Genomic DNA, 20,143 nt, shown 5'->3' on the forward strand with positions numbered 1-20,143 from the left:
TTTACTAGCAATATAGCCCTATTTATACCATTTAAAAAGCGCCTTATTCAATTAACTTATATCCTCTTTTTTCTAGAAGCTCTGTAAGCTTATATACACTGGTTGTTTTATACGTGCTGTAGGCATTTAGCTTTCTTTATCAACTGCTTTGGTTTGCAGGTAATTAATGAGCATTTCCATATTCCCAGAACGGGATCTGGAATAGACTTTAGTCCATTTTCCAGAATTTAGTTTCAGGTTAATAGAATAAAATTTCCCACGCCAGAGGGTGTTGATTTTTTGAAAATTCCAGCTATTTAGTTCCGTATCCAAATTAATAACTTCTTTTTTAAAGGGGTGCAAAATGGTTAATTTATTACCAGCTAAATGGAAGTCAATACTGGTTTTAGAATTGGCCAATAACACTGCCATTAGTGCGGAGACTATTAAAATTGAGATTATAACTATATACAAATAACTCATGTTTATATCATTTAAAGGTTTTATCTAACATATCCAAGGCCAGAATTAAATCCATAATCTGTTTGTTTATCCTTTTTTAACCTGAAAGTAATGGTGGTATGGTAAGACCCCATCTAATGGTGGATGAAGAAATTAACATTTGCTTTTAGTTTATTCCAGACCTGAGGCTTGCCTTGTCTTGCAATTGATACCAAAATTCAGGATTGTCTGTGATGAGTTGAAAGACATTAACGCTAACTATCCCAAAAACGATATGGGCCAAGAACAATGCAATAAAATAGTGTAGCTGTGATAGCTTTGGAGGCTGACTATAAAGACTGAGGTAAGTTTTCCATACAATGACAGCCACAAGTCCACTTGCAGCTCCTATTAATACAGCATCTTGCAGGTTAATATCAAATATTCCCCAATTCCACAATAGGAAATAAGAAAACGAGAAAATAATACCCACTCCAAAATGTGCCAAAGTACCCAGGAATAAAGCCTTTTTCTGAGGCGCAAAGCAATTTTTTTCTCCTGAGATCATGCTTCCCAATACATGGATGACTTTAGTGAAACGATTGGTTAGTGCACTGTATAAATACATCACCAAAGTCATGGCGATGGTACCGGCTATCCCTGACAACAGGGTGATTAGAAAATGTTTAATATCCATATTAATGATAGGTTTTTGTTTTAATGCGATTTTAGTAAAAAAAATTGTCTTGGAATAGAAGGTTAAGTACTAGCCTTAACCTTCCATGAACCTGCAATACCTTATTTGAAAGACGCTAATAAATCACCCTTAATGTTTTGACCATTCCCAATGCATATAAATTATTGTACATAAGGCATTATTAGGAATTTTTATGGTTTTAAAACCACTTTCACACAGTCGTCTTCTTTTTTATCAAATATCTCATAGCCTTTTGATGCTTCGGAAAGAGGAAGCGTATGTGAAATAATATCATCTAATACTACTTTATTTTCCTCAACAAGGGTAATGAGTTTATCTATATAATTTAGTACAGGTGCCTGACCTTGCTTGATGGTAATGGCTTTATCAAAAACCCTGTGAAGTGGATAATTGTCATAAGTAGACCCATATACGCCGACTATACTTACTGTGCCTCCTCTTCTTACTGCCCTAAAAGCCATGTCCAGTACTTTCATACTGCCTTTTTCAAAATTGATAGTGGCCTTAAATTTGTCCATCATGGTCCTTTCTGGCTCAAAACCAACAGCATCCACACAAACATCGGCACCTCTGCCTTCAGTCATTCCTCGAATGGCTTCTACCACTTCTACATCATGTGGGTTGAGCGTCGTAACGTGATTTACATCACTTGCTTTTTTAAGCCTATACTCTAGGGGGTCAATTGCAATGACTCGTCCAGCACCATTGACCCATGCAGCTTTCTGTGCCATTAATCCCACCGGTCCCGAGCCGAAAATCGCTACTGTTTCTCCTCCTTTAAGTTGTGCCCAATCGATTGCGGACCAGCCAGTAGGGAATATATCGGTTAGAAACAGGGCTTGATCATCACTCAGCTCATCGGGAACAATACGTGGGCTGATATCGGCATATGGTACTCTCACATATTCCGCCTGACCTCCTGAATAGCCCCCGTACAAATCGGTATAACCAAACAATGCTCCTCCTTTCTGATCGGTAAGATTACCATTAGGGCCATAGTTTTTATAATTAGACTGTTCACAATGAGGCGAAGCGCCATGATTACAGAAAAAGCAATGACCACATGAAAGCGGAAATGGGACTACCACACGGTCACCTTTTTTAAGCTTTTTGACTCCTTTTCCTACTTCCTCCACTATACCCATAAATTCATGGCCCATGATCATATTACCCGCCTGGGGTACAGCACCACTTAAAATGTGAAGGTCAGAACCACATATGGCCGTAGAAGTAACTTTTAAGATAACATCTGTTGGGTCTATAAGACCAGGATCGTCTACATTATCTACTTGAATTTGACCCGGTTTGTGAAAAACTGCAGCTTTCATGTTTAGTTGGTTTTGTATGGTAAAATTAGTTGGTTATTAATTTGATTATTCGAATCCCAAAAATTTATTTATTTGAAATGATTGTTGTTTATTAGCATATAACGATAAAAAACATAAATTAAATAAGCCATTATTTATTTCCATTAAACATTTATCCAAAAAAGCACACATTCATGAAGCCATATAAAATTCTTACCTTACTATACCATAACTATACACTTTCATCATATTTAGGGCATAGAAATCGGATAGCCAGTTGCATTGGAACACTTACTTGCTCGAGGGGAAGAGGCCGATTATACATAGCCCATTTAACTGCAGAGCAGGTAAGGCTCTCTGATTTTTGCTTAAAAAATTAAGCCTATCAAAAATTAGTTGTATTTACCGGTTAATCTTTTAATTATTGGTGTTGTATAAAGTGGACAGTGATAGAAACAGTAAGTATATTTGGCTTTGGCTTGATAGGATGGCAACCATTTCTTTCTTTATGTTAAAAGCATAATTATTACTTTTAAAAAACGAAATATTTCTGACCGATTTAAGATTGAGAAATCAGTAAGTTATGATTTTCTGAAATGACGACTTACAAAGTGTCAATGGCAAACTTGATCAAATATTCAATCAATGCAAAGCACAATTGATCTCTTTGCTAGGTATCTCATGAAGGTCAGGTAGTGGAGAAAGAAGAACTTAAAGTCTAATTGTTCACATCCACCCTAAAATTTCATTGAAATAATATTCAAACAAAATAACCAAATGAAAATAGTAGCAACTTTTATTACCCTCTTTTTTTTCAGTTTCGGCTTGTCAGCCCAGGAATTTGATGATTCTAAGGTTCCGGGAACTGTCGTAGCCTATAGCCCTGCCTCCTCCGGCAAGTACATTGGATCTCCAAGCTTGGCCATTTTACCCAATGGAGATTATGTGGCTTCCCATGATTTTTTTGGACCTGAGTCAAATGAGCATGTAAGGGCAACCTCCAAAATCTTCACCTCAAGTAATAAGGGAAAATCCTGGGAGGAAATTGCTGAAATTGATGGGGCATTTTGGTCCAAACTTTTTGTGAATCAAGGAGAACTTTACTTGATAGGCTTTGACAGGCACCATGGAAATACACTTATCAGGCATTCAGATGATGGTGGAAAAACCTGGACGGAACCAACAGATGGTACCAATGGCTTAATCCTTGAAGGGGAGTACCACTGTGCGCCAATGGCAATTATAGAACACAATGGCCGACTATGGAGAGGCATGGAAAGTGCCATGGGGCCTATCAAAAAATGGGGCAAAAGATATGGGGCATTTATGCTTTCAGCACCTGTTGATGCGGATTTATTGCAAGCTGATAGTTGGACAAGTAGCAATATTTTGTATTATGATTCCACCTACTTGGATGGTAACTTTGGAGGCTGGTTGGAAGGCAATGCAGTCGTAGACAAAGAGGGACAAATTTGGGACATGTTGCGCGTGGATGACCGATCTACATTGGAAGAAAAAGCTGCCAGAGTAAAGATAAGTGCTGATGGCAAAACAGCTACTTTTGATCCATCCACAGGTTTTATTGCCTTTCCGGGAGGAAGTAAGAAATTTACCATTCGGTATGATGAGGAAAGTGACTTGTACTGGACCATCGCCAATGTTATTCCTGAAGAAGTGAAAAAATCCCTTGACAGTACGAATCCTGCTAGCATAAGAAATACTCAAGCACTTTTTTCTTCTCCAGATTTGATCAATTGGGAACAAAAGAAAATCTTATTACAACATGAAGACGTAAAAAAGCATGGTTTTCAGTATGTTGACTGGCTGTTTAACGGAAAAGACATTCTTTTCTTATCTAGAACTGCCTATGACGACGGAGTGGGAGGAGCGCACAATAATCATGATGCCAATTTTCTTACCTTTCATAAAATCAAGAAGTTTAGAAAATTAAAGTAAAGTACTCTATTTAAACACTTATAGGGTTGAAAGTAGCAATAGGTTTAATTAACCGTGGGTGAAAATCCACGGTTTTTTTGGTTTTATAAGCCAGGACAAGTTTGGTATTTCAGGGAGGGGATAGACTTATTTTAACGATAAATTGGTTTGGGTTTATCGAAGCTCCTATTAATTATGTGCCTACAAAGAACCCCTTTAGGGGTGATATTTTTGTAGCCGGTGGCGTGAGCTACCGGATTAGGGAAGTAGGTGATAATTGATTTTGGCGGTATTGTTGCCATTTCCGCAACAATGCTGACAAAATCTCGGTGATGAACGTTTTCTTCTAAAATTGAATTAAACTTACGATCTCAATTTTACGTGACTGGGGTATTTTACTTTATATTCATTGTTCATTTTTGGCTTGACCCAAAAACGAACCAAAAAGGTCAAGGCTGTCAAATCTTATTTCAAATGATGGATTAGGTTTAGGGAAAATTGATCATTAACGTATCCATCATTTGATTTTTGGCGCTGAATTCCGGGCTAAAAATGAGTGGATCTCCTTATTGGAGCTAACTCATTTTTTTAACGCCCTCCATGCATCTCCAAAAACCATAAGCTTTGAAGGCCGAAAATACCTGACATAATATGCTGTCATAAAAGAGTTTCTTTGTCGAGATTTAATGACACACCTAAAGCTATCTAGCCAATTAGACCATCTTGCAAATCTCCCTTTTAAAACAAAAATTTGATCTTTACGATAACCGAAAACCCCTTTAGGGGTGATATTTTTGTAGCCGGTGGCATGAGCCACCGGATTGATAATTCAACCTTCATTGATTTTGGCGGTATTGTTGCCTTTTTTGCAACAATGCTGACAAAATTACAACGGTAAAGTCCTTTACCGAAACCATATATTAACCTTTATGACAACCGAAAACCCCGGCAGGGGTGACATGATTATAGCCGGTGGAGTCAGCCACCGGATAGGAAATCAAATGTCACTTGATTTTGTCGGTATTGTTGCCCTTTTTTTTGCAACAATGCTGACAAAATCTTCATTTGAAATCGGAATTCAATTTTCTCTGATAAATGCATTTTGGGAATCGCCAACCCATCTGTATTTATACAAGGTGGTCCGCTGTAATCCATTATCGTCTTTTTCATTGTGGGATATATAAAACAAACCATCACCCAAGGACTGTATACCTGTCGCTCCCCATTTAAAATGCCAACCACGAATACCTGTATCAGAATCCTTAGGCCCAGCTTGCAACAAAGACAAGGTCTTGACATTTATTTTTTTATTATCGGAAGGAATTTGGCTTCTTCTAGGCTTTTTATGGCCATCAATAACGAATAAATCATAATTCGGAAATTGGGTTTTGGATCCCTTATACACCGCCGCAAACAAATTCCCCGTATGTGAATCATAGGCTAAATTTTGGATACCATAACGGGTATTGCCGGTTTTCAAAAAATATTTTTCTAATGGTTTTTTAGGACCTGAGGTATGCAGGTTATCTTGGGATAGCTGCTTTTGATATTTATCCCAATTGCTGACATCATACTTTAAAATTACCTGATGGTCATTGTCATCCCTATCTACATCCCCATAAATACCATAGGCAACATATAGATACTTCTTATTCAGATTAGAACTTCCTATAGTAGGAGCAAAGGTAAGTCCATCGATGCCTGAACAGGCAAAGCGGTGAGGCATGATTTTACCAGCTACATTTACTTTAGCTTCATAATCTTGTACCACCTCTGATAAATAAACAGTACGCAATAGGTCCTCTGTTTCGGCATCCATATCGGACCGTACAATTTTGGCCCCATCAAAAATGGCTATATAGAATCCGTTCACACCCGTACTCTCTTCTTTTCCTAAAGTCTTTTTGATCCCTTTACCTATAGCATCATTTTTATACTCCAAAGAACCGTAGATTTTACCATCTTCTTCGTTGAAATCCAAATCGCCCAGGTGACCCATAAATCCGCCTACGCTTCCTACCATGTGGCCTGAAAGGTCCATTTTGACCAGTTTATTGGTAAAAGAAAGATAAATAAATCCATTTTCCTTATCTAAAGCCATGCCTTGTACATGCATTTTCCCTTGGTCTCCTGAAAAGAAAGCATCGGGCCAATGGCTTGGCATTTTAACTTCCTGCCCCTGAGTGTTCCCCTGTATCAAAATATAAAAGAAGGAGAATAGTAATGTTTTTTTCATTGGTATTGGTAATCTGTTTCAGTGATTTGTTGACTTTTCTTCATTTCTGGGAAATAAGCCCATTGCCTTCATTTTGGGCGGTATTTTTTGAATAAATGGGATCAAAACGAATAGAATAATTGAAAATAAATATACCATTTATTTTAATAGGCTAGAGATATATTGTTATGGACTTAGGGGAATCCAGAGTGATTTGCATGCCATAGTATTGAAAAATTATTAAAGGATAGACTGGATAAATAGAGCAATTTATATAAGATCAAGCACTTACTGATATTCTTGATTGAACTACTGTGGAGCCAATAAACCTCTATTTAATTTAAGTCAAGTTTGTTAAACAAGGGTCAATGGGAGAGTGAGTTGCTATTTAAAGATATATGGTAAGGATAACTTTTGTATGAGAACTGAAAACAGGCTGACAATGGGATGAATGGAGCTTTTACTTTATAAGTATTTGGTAGTTTTGAAGCTTGATAGGATAATTGAAAGTAGGCTTACCATAAAATTTTTTTGAGAAAACCCTTAAAATGGAAAGATTTACCTGCTGATAAGTAATATTGTTTTGAATCAATTAATAATAAAAAAGCAAAAAAATGAATTGTAAAAAATTAACCATAATGTTGCTATTTCCTGCAATATTACTGAGTACCGGTGCGCTGCATGCCCAAGTGAAAAAAGTAAAACATGTGGTACTTTTGGGTTTGGATGGCTTAGGTTCTTATGCCATCCCCAAAGCAGAAATGCCCAATTTAAAAAGAATCATGGATTCAGGAAGTTATAGCCTGAAAGCCAGAACGGTTTTGCCATCATCAAGTGCCGTAAATTGGGCTTCTATGTTAATGGCTTCAGGACCTACCGCCCATGGATATACTGAATGGGGAAGCAAAACGCCGGAGATTCCATCAGCGAAAATTGGTAATTATGGGATTTACCCTTCCATATTTGGCTTGATCAGAGAACAGATGCCCAAAGCCAAAACAGCTGCAATTTTCAGTTGGGGTGGTATTGAATACTTGCTGGAAAAGGATGCCATAGATATCGTCACTCATGTAAATGGAGATGATCTGTGTACGGAAAAAGCTGTGGAAGTAATTGTCAATGAAAAACCTAATTTTATGTTTATCCATCTGGATCAGCCTGATGGAGTAGGGCATGGGATTGGGCATGATACACCGGAATACTATGAAGAACTCAAAAATGTGGACAAAAGAATTGGGCTTATTTACCGAGCCATTGAAGAGGCGGGCATTGCTGATGAAACCATCTTTATGCTGTCTTCAGACCATGGAGGAACCGGAAAAGGGCATGGAGGAAAGAGTCCCGAAGAAGTATATATTCCTTGGCTCATTGAAGGTAGAGGTATAAAAAAGAACCATGAGATTTCGGACCTGATCATGACTTATGATACAGCGGCAACCATTGCCTGGATATTTGGTTTGGAAATGCAACAGGTATGGAGAGGAAAACCGGTGTTGGAAAGCATTAAATGATTTTTGCTTTCCTATATTAGGGATAGTTGCCAAGTTTATAGTCCAAAATGACCCAACCGAAGGCCGGATTTTATCTAATCCGGCTTTTTTTGCAACAAAGGTTTCTGTGGATTATTTGTGCTTGCATTAGGATTAAATTAAACTAAAATTCCCAATTCTTATCAAATCACCAAATTTTTTGGAAAGCATTGATTAAATAGGAGCAATTTCTGTTTATTTGTATTTCGCAGATCTTACTGTTGGTTTTACCTTTTGCTAAGATTTAGTTAACCATTAAACTTAACTGTAGACAGTTCACCAATTACTGTCCACTCAATAATAAAAATTTAAGCCCATGAGAATTGTCTTTGCTCTCTTTGTCATTAGTAATTTTCTCTTTAGTTGTGATACCTCTCAGTCGGAAAAAGAAGCCATTGAGGCACAACAATGGCAAGAAATAGAGCTGGTTTTTACTGCTTTCAATACCTTTAACAATCCCTATACGGATGTAGAAATGTATGCGGAGTTCGTAGGTCCTGATGGAAAAAAACTACGCCGCCCTGCATTCTGGGATGGGGAACAAACATGGAAAGTCCGTTTTGCCTCTCCTGTAGCAGAAGGAGATTGGCACTGGAAAACAGTTGCTTCTGATGCTTCGGACAGCGGTTTACATGGACAAGAAGGAATGCTTAAAAGTGTACCCTATACGGGAGATAATAAATTATTGAAGCATGGTTTATTAAAGATGTCTGAAGGCAAACGAAATGTGGTCCATGCCGATGGAACCCCTTTTATTGTGGTAGGAGACACTCCTTGGGCCATGCCTTGGCGGTCTACTTACACCAATACAGCGATATATGCGCAAGATCGCTTCAATACTGCCTTGCTTATGACCTTGCAACCGGACCAAAAAGCTGTTGGTCCCAATGCCCGGGATACAGATCAAGGCTTTGCTGTGGCTTTTGCGGATTTATCTGATGGACATATCAACCAAATCAACAACAAATATTTTCAATACTTGGACAGTCTAATGGGAATACTCGTATCCCATGAAATTGTACCGGTGTATCAGCCGGTTTTCCATGGTTTTGGTTGGAAAGGCAAAGAGGTCCTAGGCAAGAATGTGGACCCACAGGAATATGCCCGTTATTGCAAATACCTCGTGGCACGCTATGGGGCCCGCCCGGCCATGTGGTTGGTAGGTGCCGATGGAATGGGGAGAGAAGTAGGTGTTAAAGAAGGTGGCGAAGCCGTTGAAGCTTGGGACGCTTACCAACAGCCTACCGGGATACACTACAATCCTTTTGATGATTTTATCCCCAATTGGGCTGATCCGGAGACCTATAAAGTTCATTACAATAAAGCCCATCAAGCAGCCGAATGGTTGGATTTTCAATGGGCGCAAACAGGACATACTGCCAAGAATATTTACAATAAAGTGGAGCTAATGTACGAAAACAAACCTACCAAAGCTGTAGCCAATGGGGAACCTACTTATGAAGGTATCAGAGACGCGGAAAATGGTGCCGGTTGGTGGCAAGGGGAAGAAGCTTGGATGCAGCTGATGTCCGGTGGAACCATGGGCGTGGTATATGGTGCCGGAGGAATGTGGCAATGGAAGGTAAGTGCAGATGAAGAAGGATGGGCCGAATGGGCAAATTCAGAGGTTTCTTGGAAAGAAGCTTTAGAGCTTGAAGGTAGCCGTTATGTAGGCTTTGTAGCTTGTGCCTTTGAAGGAATGCGATTTACAGATATGGAAAAACGATCTGACTTAGCAGGAGGGAAGCCATGTTTGGCCAAGGCAAGTGAGTTTTATGTGAGTTATCTCAACGAAGGTGGAGAGATCACCTTAAGCGAGTTGACAACTGATTTACCCTATAGCTGGTTTAACCCCAAAACCGGTGCATTTTTGGAGGAAGCCAAAGTATCTGAGAAAGTTCAGACCTTTACTGCTCCTGACAAAGAACCTTGGGTGTTGCTAGTTGGTAAAAAAGAAAAAATTTGAGTAATCTTTTGCTCTCCTTACTTGTGAAATGTTGAACACTTAATATATAATTATAATGATACCAATCGTTTTTTTAGCCTTACTGTTGGGTATAGGAGCCTGTACATCCTCAAAATCTACCAATGAGTTTTGGAATGAAAAGGAAGCTTTTTTTGAAGTGAAAGAAATTTTTGAAGGGGAGCGATTTCCCAATGTGGTGACGGCCAAAGACGGATCGATTGTTGCCACTTGGGGAAATAAAAGTTACCAGGTGCGAAGGAGTGAAGATGGTGGAAAAACTTGGGGACCAATAATTAAATTGGCTGAACCCGGATTCCAAGGGGGAGGAGTGATTGTAGATGAAAGCGATGGGGATATTTTGACTTTTGTAGAAGAAGGGCATCCCATTTCGCCCTATAAAATGTACAGGAGCAAGGACAATGGAAAAACTTGGGCAGCAGAAGAGACCACATTGATGCCGGATAATATGGGCAATACACCTTCTATGCACATGAATGAACATGGCATAACACTTCAATTTGGAGAAAAGAAAGGCAGATTGATTCGGCCCACACGTTATTATGGTGGGGGCAATAACAAGGAGTTTTGGCCCAACCACTACACCAACGCCATATATTCTGATGATGGAGGAAAAACCTGGCACACAAGCACCCCGTTTCCTGCCAATGGAACAGGTGAAGCTACGCTGACAGAACTTTCTGATGGAACAATTTATTACAATTCCCGCAGGCACTTGTCTACTGATGGTTTAAATCCAAGAATGCGACATATTGCGCACAGTAAAGATGGAGGAGAAACCTGGGAAGGCCTATATGTCAGTGAGGTACTGCCTGATGGAGACCAGAGTGGCGATTATGGCTTGATGGCAGGCTTAATTAGACTGCCAATTGAAGGGCATGATGTCTTGCTTTACAGCAATATAGTGTCCAGTGAAGGCAGAAATCACGGCACCGTCTGGGCCAGCTTCGATGGTGGCAAAACCTGGCCTGTCCATAAGTTAGTAGAAGAAGGCAAGTTTGCCTATTCTTCCATGACCGCCGGAAGAGCCGGTACTCCAAGCGAAGGATTGATTTACCTATTCTTTGAAGGAGAAGGCCAAGACCCTAAGGGTTATTCCGGTAAAATGGCCATTTTCAACCTTGCCTGGCTTATGGATGGTAAGGATATGGAGGAGTTTTTGGACAATTGATAATTATTAATTGTTAATTGTTAATTTTTAAATTAAATCCGGAAACCTTCCAGGTTTTGTTGATATTCAGCCTGCGGTTTAAGTTAGGCGAGTGAAACCTGGAAGGTTTTAACGCATTTAGAACCAATTGATTAAAGAAGTTGGCTGCGGAATTTAAGTGTTGATTTTTAAATTAAAGAAGAACCATGTAAGGTGAGATTTTTTTTTGGGGATGAGCTGTCGGATTAGTAATTAAAAATAAAATGATTTTGTCCGCATTATTGCCTTTATTAACTTCAATAGGAACTAAATCAATTATTTGAAACTTTTATCCCTATTATTTTTTATTGGGGGATTATTTTTAAGATTTAATGTCGATCACCTAAGCGTTTTTTTTTGAATGTTACTTATGCCATGTGAGCATACATTCTAAGTTGACCTATTTGGTACTGAGAGAGGGTCGAATTTTTTAAAGTAGAGAATAGTATAGTGTATTAAAAATTATTCATCTGAAATTTCTAAACACTGATGGATAACTTTAAACAAAACTATTAATAAACTTTTATTGTATTTAAAATACAAATAAGTGTATATTTGTGGGTGTTTTGACTTATATTTGCTGTAGGTAATTAATAAATATTTTGATTTTATTCTATTCGAAATTTTACGAATAAATGTAAAATCAATACTTGATTATTTTATACATAACAGATTTTTATGAAAGGACTTTTTTTTCCAATTGTTTTACTCTTTTTTACCATTTCTGCTAATGCTCAAATTTACAAAAAAGATTCTATTCGTCTTGCAAGTGTGTATGGAGAGGAGATAATGAAAGTAGCTTTTGACTATAATCCTAATGAAGAATTTTCCTTAGGTTGGCAAACTAAAACGGACACCTCTACCAATATATATGCACAATCCTTTTCTCCCAAGGGGATACCGATTGGGAGAAAATTCAAGATTGCTTCTGTTCCGTTTAAATATAACTGGAGGTCTGATTTTGATATTGCAGTAGATAAAGGGGGAAATTCCATTGTGGTATGGAGTCATGTAGAAAAGCCTACAGAGTATATCGTATATTATCAAGTCTTTAATCCCCAAGGAACCCCTTTTGATGAACCTCAAAAGCTTACAATAGCCTCAAAAGGTTCCGTAAATATATCCAAAAATGCTCAAGATGAATTTATTATTTCTTGGTTTTCAGGAAATGAAATTAAATCCCAGTTTTTTAATAAAGAAAAGAATAAAGAGGGAGAGTTAATAAATAGTTGGTATGTAGGTGCCCTATCTCCGCATACTTTTCCTATTGAACTTACGGATAGTAGCTATTTGGCTATTGCATCCTTTCGGACTCATACAAGTGCTAGTCCAAGTGGAAGTGTAACGTTCGTAAATAAAGAAAGTGAAGTTTTAAATTATAGAGAACTGGGATTAAGAAGTTGTTGTATGGCTGCTTTCGATATGGATTATGGGGAAATGAAAACTGTAATTTCTTTTTCCCTGGCTTCTTTTTCAAATTATCATCCGGATGGCACCTATTTGTCTTTTTTTTCTAATTTCAATGGTTCTCAATCTGATTTTCATTTGGATGAAGAACCCTCTTTATTGATACAGGTTTCTCAAAATAAGCAGGGTAAAGTATTCGCAGGAAGCAAAAGTAAATCAGGAAAAGTCAAAGTTTATTATTTAGAGAATTCCGGTCAACAAGTTTATGAACCCCTTGAAATGTGGGATGATACTGGTGAGAAAAGTATAGCATCAATAGATGTAAAACTTAGCAATGATGACCATGGTTCTATCATTTATGCCGTGAACGGTACAGAAGGTAATCATATTTACCTTCAGAAAACATTGTTTAAATCCAATAAACAGACTGAAGATATAATAGTTAATACTTCTTTTAGACAGCAAGCTGAATATTCTAAAACGCTAAGTACAAATAATAATCATTTAGTGATTTGGAATAATTATAAAGGTGAAAATAATGCGATTTTTGCTCAAAAATATGATTCTTTGTTCAATAAGGTCTTAGATGTTAAGCTAGTTGAAATCAAGGCAAACACAGCAATAGGTAACTTGGAAGCGGCCATTGATAGTGCTGGAAATTTTATGATTCTTTGGAGGGAGGAAAACAGTCCCAATATATATGCACAAAAGTTTGACATAAATGGTGTGCCGCTTACAGAGAAGTTTACTATAAATCAAGTTTTGGAATATGGCGTACCTCGAAATAGTTTTTTTCCAAAAATAAGTGCCAATAAAAGGGGGGATTTTGTTATTATCTGGTACCATGGAAATAGTTACTTAAATGCACGTTTAATAAAAGCAGATGGGTTTGATAGTGGTGAAAAAAGCATAGAAGGATGTTGTCGGACGGTTCCAGACTTCAACTATCTAAACGATTCAAAGGTATCAATAAATGACAATGGAAAAATTGTAATAGCCTCTAGAAGTGGATACTATGACCTTTCAATCATGGTATATAATGAAAATTTTGAGGTATTAAGTAAATCGATGAATGAAAATCGACTTGGGGCAAATGGTGGCTTGGATATAAATATAAACAATAATGATCAAATCCTCTTGGCATGGACATTTTCTTCTAAAACCGCAGTTAAAAGGTTTGATGAAAATGGAACAGAAATTGGCGATGAGATAGTATTTACCAATGTTGATGGATTGAGATTACCCAGATTGGGAGTCAATTACAATGGAGATTTTTGCGTCATATTTAAAAAATCGAACTCAAGGCCAATTGAAATCCAAAAATTTAAGGCCAATGGTGAAAAAGATGGTGAAATTATTCGGGTCAATTCATTTCTTACTTTTCACCAACCTGAGGTTTCTTATAATTCCTCTAAGCAGATTTTTGCTACTTGGGGAAGTTCTGCCTACACAAAATATGGAAAGGATTTATTGGTTAAAGGATTTTATGATAAATCTTCCATTCCATTTGGGTCTAAAATATATCACCAAAATGCTGATTTATATTCAGGTGACAGCATTGCTTTTGGAGGAGAATTTATTAAAAATGGTGGACGATTTTCACATACTTATAAATCTAACATAGATTCCACCGTTCTTCTTACCGTAAATTTAATATTTAAAGATGCCCCTACGGCTCCTAAAAGTCTGACAAAAACTGAAGGGGATAAGTTTATACAATTGAATTGGGATGAGAGCAATAATGCATTTTTGAAACAGTATTTGATTTATCGCAGCACCAAATCAGATAAAAACACTGCCACTCTGATAAGTAGAACTAATCAGCCTACGTATATAGACTACAATATAGCTTACAGTGAGACCTATTATTATTGGGTAATCACAGAAGATATTTCAGGGAAACGGAGTGAATTTTCCAAAGCTGTAATGGGTTCTCCTTTAAATTATCCTCCTGCTAAACCACATCCTATTTCAGCTAATATTAGATTTGGAACTTTAACACTTAGGTGGAAAGCAAACGTAGAACCAGATTTGGTAGGGTATTATATTTTTTGGAGTTCATCTGATGATTTTTCCACGGCCATAAGAATCGGCCATTCCTATACAAAGAATTTTGTAGATCCTGGGAAATTGGAAAATGGTCCACGATATTACTGGTTAAAAGTTTTTGATCGAGAGGGTAATGAAAGTGAAATAAGTGATGTTGGATTTATATTAATAAATAGTATTCCTGAGGAAATAACACCACCTGAAGAAACACCCGCCCCTGAGGAAACTTTGCCTCCTGAAGAAATAAATTTTTCTTTCGAATTTTTCCCCAACCCTTCTTATGACGCTATTTCCATAATACTTAACAAGCCTAGCAATATTTCAGAAATTATGGTTGTGGATTTAATGGGGAAAAGTTCCAATGTCAATTGGAAACAGACTGAAGATGAAACCATCGTTTCTGTAGCTTCACTACCGCCTGGAATTTATTATTTGTGGGTAGTAACAGATTCTGATAAATTAGGGGTGAAAATTATTAGGAATTAAAGTTTGAAATAAAATAAGGCAACCTTTTCTGGCTTACAGATGGTAAGGATTGGGAGGGTTTTTTGGATAATTGTAAATGATATAATTGTTAATTGTTCCTTTAAATCCGCAAACCTTCCAGGTTTTATTGATCATAAGCGGGGTATTAAAATTAGGCGAGTGAAACCTGGAAGGTATTAAAGCTTTTAGAACCAATTGATTAAAGAAATTAGGTGTGCTGTTTAGGTTTTAGTTTTAGATTACATAATACCCCTGTAATGGTGATGTTTTTATTGTTGGGAAGCAGGTGTATTAGTTCATTTAGGATTAATGTATTTAAATGAATCTTATCCTTTGTTGTTCCAGCCATTGCCGATTTTCATCGGTAGTAAATGGGCGCTGTTCACCATATTCATTTTCAAAAATTGTGGTCATCAAATACAGGGGGCAATATTTTCTGTAGAATGCCTATTAAATCAAAGATATTTTTGCTCTTAACTGTTATCTTTTTATTTCTTCCAGAAATAATGCGTACATATTACTAATTATAAGCAGCAAATAAATAAGGAAATGAAAAATTAAGCTTATTACGATAGATGTAATTAATAAATCAAAGTGATGGCAATATTTTCCGTCAATTAAACAAGGTAATTCTAACTGAGAAACTAATGAGATACAAATAATAATTACTGAAAGAATTATAGAGTAACTTATTTGAGAGATTAACTTCTCAATAAAATCTAGATAAGTATTAATAAATCTTATGTCTTCTTCATTTTTTTTGTCTCTATATTCATTTTTTTTATTCGCTGCTTTATCAGCAACATAAACAATTAAAGTAAAAAAGAAGCCTGTAAAAATAGATAGACTACTAATGATAATATTAATATAATCTTTGTTTACTTCTATGTCTTTATATATTGATATAGTTATTCCTATTATAATTGGAGTTAGAATTAAAACAAGAAATCTCTTTCCGCTATTTTCTATTGTCTTGAAACCATCAGATATTATTTCAGATATGTGGAAGTTTTCATTCATTTTTTCAAAATCTCTTCTTTTACTGTTTTAAGTAATTCGAAACAATGTTCTTTCGTTCTCAAAAGATTAGGACTATCTTTTAATTTTTCTTTTAGACTATCTGGTAAGTCAATTGTCGGTAAAATTTCAAAGTCATTTTTCATAGAGGAATGAGACTTCTTACCATCTTCATTTTCATAGAAAACCTTTAAATTGAGATTACTATTGTCCTGAATTCCAAAATCAGATAAGTCTGCACCTATGATTTTTTTATTATTTAAAACCGAATCCTTTATTCTTTCAATTATTTTCTCTGGGTTTTGTTTAATTTTTCTAAACTCAATAACAACCTCATAAGAATCCTCTTCAATAATCAATGGATTAAATTTACTTCTAACAGCATTGTCTCGAACGACCTTTGAGAGAGAAATCTTATTGATAACACTTTTTTTAAGAAAAGATTTCTTTTGTTTTTCAGTAACAAATGGATACATGGATAAAGTTAACTCATGTTTTCTGAAAAAGTCATGCAAGTTTTTTTTGAAGGAAGTTGTTACCGAAGCAATTGAATAGTATTGAATCATTAAAACTCCATATGATTTATCGTAAGGAGTGTAAAGTAAGAAGAAATATGGTTGGGCTGCAATTTGATTTCGACTTATCTTGCCAACTGGTGTCCCACTATTTTTCGATTCAAAAATATCTATTTCAACATTTGTTGTTCCTCCTTTTATCATTCCATAAATCAGATTTTCGCTAACTATAAATTCTAAATTATCGGTTGTTATTGATTTTGAATTTTCATCAGAACTTGTGAATTTCCCATCAAAAGACTGAATATATTTTGTTATAAAATCCTTATAATATTCTTCCTTAGTTAATGTGTTTACGGATATGGTCTTAAATGCATTTTCAAAATTTACTTTATCCTTTTTATGCTTATGTTTTACATCTATAGTGTAAATAGCTAATTTTAAATTCATATTTTATTATTTAGGTTCTAATTAATTTTCACCTGACCATTCATCAGCATTGGCAATAGCCAATCCCGAAGAGTAGATAGCTGAATATTTTCAAACTCACATTTATTTTGCTTTTTAAAACTCGTAATTGTGAGTTTATGAAAGTGGTCTATTATTGATTTTTCAGGCCTTACTACTTTGATTGAGAATAAATCGTCTTTGGTAATTGCTCCAAATGTGGTTCCATCAACATTTCTTCTGTCGAAGATTTGTTTCAGATTTTGCATTACGCCGAATAGAAATGTTTTCTGCCCATTTTTTGCACCTAACGCTGCAAGCCCTCTACCAATACAACAGTGTTCTTTTGCAATATTTATTGCACCAACAGGTGCTCTTATACTTAGAAGTAGATCTCCTTCATTCGCAAATCTTGTTGGCATAGTAGTGAATTTTCTAATAGTCGGAAATCTATTCCCAAAGTCTGTACAACCTTGGAAAAATACAGTTCCTTCGGAGTTTTCGTTGTAGGATTCACCTGGAGGTGATTGGCCCATAGTTATTGAAGCTATATCTTTCAACTCCTTCACTTCCCACCCCTCCGGAATCTCTCTTTTCAACTCCTTATTCCAGACCATTTTTCCGCCGGAGGATTTGTAGGGTTTGACATCTTTGGGGTCCGAACTTTCATCTGCTAGCTTGCCCTGAGCGAAGTCAAAGGGGAAGTCAAACTGTACAAACCAATACTTATAAATCAACTTCGCCATTCCTTCTAGCTCCGCATTTATTTTATTATTGAGTTCGATTTTTGAGTCAAGGTCAGATAGGAGTTTAACAATTAATTGTTGAGTATTAATACTTGGTGTTAGAACTTTTACATCATATAAAATGCCTTGATTCAAATTATTGATATTAGTGCCAATTGCACCTTTTGATACCGCATACTTAAATTGACTAGTTTTAGTGAAATACAGAAAATACTTTCTTAGGAGTATTTTCTCGTCAATTATCCTAGCTTTTATACAAAATCCAGAAAATGATAAATTTTCATTCTTATCAATAAAAAGACTTCTAGCTACTAGTGCCTTGTTTCCGTTAGACCTAACAAAAACAATATCTCCATAATTAAGGTAATCTTCAATATGTAACTTCCCATCGACTTGAATTTCTTCTAATTCTTCATAATTAGGGGTTAATCTATTTTTAAAATCTGATACACCTACAATTTTTATTTTTTGACCGTTGCTTGATTTTTGGAAATTTAAACCATTTCTAAACTTTGCAACTTCACCCAATTTAACAAGTCTGAAATCAGTCATATTTAATATTTTCTAAATGATTATGGATTTCTGATTCCAATATTTTAGATTCCTCAAAAAGTGAATTGAGATTAGATTTATATTTATTTAGTTTTTCTTCAAACTCCTGAACGGATATATCCGAATATTCAATTTTAACCTCAAAGTATTGTCCTGCGCTAAGACTGTAGTTTTTAGCTTCTATCTCATCATAGCTTACCAGAACTGAGAAATCTTCCTCGGCTTTCTTTTCAGAAAAAGTGGCGATGATTCGATCTTCTTCGGCTATGGAGAGTAAGTTCTTTTGGTTTTTCCCTTCCTTCACAGTCGTTCCTAGATTAGAAGCATCGATTAGGATTACATCAGCTTTGTTTTGCTTATCCAAGAAGATTACGGATACATTGGTGCCTGTAGTGGCGAAGATATTACTAGGCATAGATACTACTCCGGCTAGCATCTTTTCAGCAACCATACGCTGACGAATCTTTTTTTCAATGCCACTTTGTGCAGTGATAAAACCGGTGGGCACTACAATGGCAGCTTTTCCTGTAGGAGAGAGGGAATACATGATATGTTGAAGAAACATCAGGTAGATCGCCATGGATTCCTTTTTCTTGGCTGGGACTTTTGGGATACCAGCAAAGAAGCGTTCATTGTTCTGCTTCGTATCCAGGTCTGATACAAAGTCGGAGAAGTCTAGCTTGAAAGGTGGATTGGATACGATGTAATCAAACTTCTTAAGCTCCCCATTGGCTTCCTTATGGTAAGGCTCTAGAATAGTATTCCCTTTGACAATATTGGGAATAGAGTGTACCAGATTATTCAGGATCAGGTTTAATCGTAGTAGGCTGGAGGATTTCTGTGATATATCCTGAGAATAGATCATGCAGCGATCTTCTCCGATCTGATGCGCCAGGTTCATCAGTAGGGTACCCGAACCTGCTGAGGGATCGTAGCAGGAGACATTACTCACTTTGCCTTGGACAAGACAGCGAGCCATAATCTTGGAGACGGCATGAGGAGTGAAATACTCGGCATATTTGCCGCCTGCGTTGGTATTGTAGTCTTTGATCAGGTACTCGAAGATCGTGGCGAAGAAGTCAAACTTCTCTTTAAAGATTTCTTCAAAACTGAAGTTGACCAATTTATTGATAATGGATTTGCAGAAATCATCCCGCTTGTCTGTGATGTATTTAGAAATATTTTCAAAGAGGACGATTTTCTCACCTTCCTCGGTGACCACGGAGAAGATATCGCTGTTCTCTTTTGCTATAGCCAATAGGGTATTATCAAAAATCTCAGCAAACTTGGGTTCGGACTGACGCTGATAAAGCTGAGAGATAAATTGCTCCGGCTGCAATCGAGCTGTGCCTTCATTGAGCTGGAGCATCAAAAGCTCATATTCTGCCTCCGGAATCATACGAATCGCTTCATCCAGGTTTTCAGCATTAGCCAGATTTGGTTTGAGCTTTTTAAGTTCATAAATGAATTTATCGTTAAGGAACTTGTATAGAAATACTTGGGTAATAATCTTGAATTCGTTGCCGTCATTTCCCAAACCATAATTGGCGCAGGTACTTTTCAGTCCATCGATTAAGAGTTTTGTTTTACTTTCAAACAGGTGATTTTCAGTCATTATAATCTATTG

The 20,143-nt window shown here is 36.6% G+C and carries 13 protein-coding genes; 5 read left to right on the top strand and 8 right to left on the bottom strand.

Annotation, left to right across the window (positions count from 1 at the left end; genetic code table 11):
* Positions 1 to 126: 126 nt before the first annotated feature.
* The 3 genes from AAC073_RS23920 to AAC073_RS23930 form a co-directional block, all read right to left on the bottom strand.
* Positions 127 to 462, bottom strand: a complete 336-nt coding sequence (locus AAC073_RS23920) for a hypothetical protein (RefSeq protein WP_339926312.1) — start codon at positions 460 to 462, stop codon at positions 127 to 129.
* A gap of 145 nt (positions 463 to 607) precedes the next feature.
* On the bottom strand, positions 608 to 1,117 hold the full coding sequence (locus tag AAC073_RS23925) for a DUF6789 family protein (RefSeq protein WP_339926313.1): 510 nt from the start codon (positions 1,115 to 1,117) through the stop codon (positions 608 to 610).
* Between the two features lie 191 nt (positions 1,118 to 1,308).
* On the bottom strand, positions 1,309 to 2,466 hold the full coding sequence (locus AAC073_RS23930; protein WP_339926314.1) for an alcohol dehydrogenase catalytic domain-containing protein: 1,158 nt from the start codon (positions 2,464 to 2,466) through the stop codon (positions 1,309 to 1,311).
* A 756-nt stretch (positions 2,467 to 3,222) separates the two neighbouring features.
* On the opposite strand from AAC073_RS23930, the gene AAC073_RS23935 reads away from it, so the two are divergent.
* Entirely contained in the window at positions 3,223 to 4,401 is a 1,179-nt protein-coding gene (locus AAC073_RS23935) for a sialidase family protein (protein ID WP_339926315.1), read from the top strand.
* Between the two features lie 1,057 nt (positions 4,402 to 5,458).
* Here the strand turns inward: AAC073_RS23935 and AAC073_RS23940 are convergent.
* Positions 5,459 to 6,616 (bottom strand): hypothetical protein, encoded by a 1,158-nt coding sequence (locus AAC073_RS23940; RefSeq protein WP_339926316.1) that lies wholly within the window; start codon positions 6,614 to 6,616, stop codon positions 5,459 to 5,461.
* 593 nt (positions 6,617 to 7,209) lie between these two features.
* Between AAC073_RS23940 and AAC073_RS23945 the strand changes: the two genes are divergently transcribed.
* The 4 genes from AAC073_RS23945 (at position 7,210) to AAC073_RS23960 (ending at position 15,239) form a co-directional block, all read left to right on the top strand.
* A complete protein-coding gene (locus tag AAC073_RS23945; RefSeq protein ID WP_339926317.1) occupies positions 7,210 to 8,106 on the top strand; it encodes an alkaline phosphatase in 897 nt (298 codons plus the stop codon).
* A 334-nt stretch (positions 8,107 to 8,440) separates the two neighbouring features.
* On the top strand, positions 8,441 to 10,090 hold the full coding sequence (locus AAC073_RS23950; protein ID WP_339926318.1) for a DUF4038 domain-containing protein: 1,650 nt from the start codon (positions 8,441 to 8,443) through the stop codon (positions 10,088 to 10,090).
* 55 nt (positions 10,091 to 10,145) lie between these two features.
* Positions 10,146 to 11,279: a sialidase family protein gene (locus tag AAC073_RS23955; protein ID WP_339926319.1), complete on the top strand. Its 1,134-nt coding sequence runs from the start codon at positions 10,146 to 10,148 to the stop codon at positions 11,277 to 11,279.
* 696 nt (positions 11,280 to 11,975) lie between these two features.
* Positions 11,976 to 15,239: a T9SS type A sorting domain-containing protein gene (locus AAC073_RS23960; RefSeq protein ID WP_339926320.1), complete on the top strand. Its 3,264-nt coding sequence runs from the start codon at positions 11,976 to 11,978 to the stop codon at positions 15,237 to 15,239.
* A gap of 480 nt (positions 15,240 to 15,719) precedes the next feature.
* On the opposite strand, the gene AAC073_RS23965 is transcribed toward AAC073_RS23960, so the two are convergent.
* From AAC073_RS23965 to AAC073_RS23980, 4 genes are read right to left on the bottom strand one after another with little or no spacing between them, the layout of a single operon-like run.
* Complete coding sequence (locus tag AAC073_RS23965; RefSeq protein ID WP_339926321.1) at positions 15,720 to 16,259, bottom strand: hypothetical protein; 540 nt, start codon at positions 16,257 to 16,259, stop codon at positions 15,720 to 15,722.
* Positions 16,256 to 17,221, bottom strand: coding sequence for a hypothetical protein (locus tag AAC073_RS23970; protein WP_339926322.1), 966 nt, complete (start codon positions 17,219 to 17,221; stop codon positions 16,256 to 16,258). Before AAC073_RS23970 ends, AAC073_RS23965 begins: the two co-directional genes overlap by 4 nt.
* 17 nt (positions 17,222 to 17,238) lie before the next feature.
* Positions 17,239 to 18,516: a restriction endonuclease subunit S gene (locus AAC073_RS23975; RefSeq protein ID WP_339926323.1), complete on the bottom strand. Its 1,278-nt coding sequence runs from the start codon at positions 18,514 to 18,516 to the stop codon at positions 17,239 to 17,241.
* Complete coding sequence (locus AAC073_RS23980; RefSeq protein WP_339926324.1) at positions 18,509 to 20,131, bottom strand: class I SAM-dependent DNA methyltransferase; 1,623 nt, start codon at positions 20,129 to 20,131, stop codon at positions 18,509 to 18,511. Before AAC073_RS23980 ends, AAC073_RS23975 begins: the two co-directional genes overlap by 8 nt.
* Between the last annotated feature and the right edge of the window lie 12 nt (positions 20,132 to 20,143).

The sequence above is a fragment of the uncultured Cyclobacterium sp. genome (assembly GCF_963977555.1).
Lineage (GTDB): Bacteria > Bacteroidota > Bacteroidia > Cytophagales > Cyclobacteriaceae > Cyclobacterium.

Bases quoted from the DNA above. Each gene is read 5' to 3' on its own strand.
- AAC073_RS23920 (WP_339926312.1), bottom strand. From the start codon at position 462: ATGAGTTATTTGTATATAGTTATAATCTCAATTTTAATAGTCTCCGCA.
- AAC073_RS23925 (WP_339926313.1), bottom strand. From the start codon at position 1,117: ATGGATATTAAACATTTTCTAATCACCCTGTTGTCAGGGATAGCCGGT.
- AAC073_RS23930 (WP_339926314.1), bottom strand. From the start codon at position 2,466: ATGAAAGCTGCAGTTTTTCACAAACCGGGTCAAATTCAAGTAGATAAT.
- AAC073_RS23935 (WP_339926315.1), top strand. From the start codon at position 3,223: ATGAAAATAGTAGCAACTTTTATTACCCTCTTTTTTTTCAGTTTCGGC.
- AAC073_RS23940 (WP_339926316.1), bottom strand. From the start codon at position 6,616: ATGAAAAAAACATTACTATTCTCCTTCTTTTATATTTTGATACAGGGG.
- AAC073_RS23945 (WP_339926317.1), top strand. From the start codon at position 7,210: ATGAATTGTAAAAAATTAACCATAATGTTGCTATTTCCTGCAATATTA.
- AAC073_RS23950 (WP_339926318.1), top strand. From the start codon at position 8,441: ATGAGAATTGTCTTTGCTCTCTTTGTCATTAGTAATTTTCTCTTTAGT.
- AAC073_RS23955 (WP_339926319.1), top strand. From the start codon at position 10,146: ATGATACCAATCGTTTTTTTAGCCTTACTGTTGGGTATAGGAGCCTGT.
- AAC073_RS23960 (WP_339926320.1), top strand. From the start codon at position 11,976: ATGAAAGGACTTTTTTTTCCAATTGTTTTACTCTTTTTTACCATTTCT.
- AAC073_RS23965 (WP_339926321.1), bottom strand. From the start codon at position 16,259: ATGAATGAAAACTTCCACATATCTGAAATAATATCTGATGGTTTCAAG.
- AAC073_RS23970 (WP_339926322.1), bottom strand. From the start codon at position 17,221: ATGAATTTAAAATTAGCTATTTACACTATAGATGTAAAACATAAGCAT.
- AAC073_RS23975 (WP_339926323.1), bottom strand. From the start codon at position 18,516: ATGACTGATTTCAGACTTGTTAAATTGGGTGAAGTTGCAAAGTTTAGA.
- AAC073_RS23980 (WP_339926324.1), bottom strand. From the start codon at position 20,131: ATGACTGAAAATCACCTGTTTGAAAGTAAAACAAAACTCTTAATCGAT.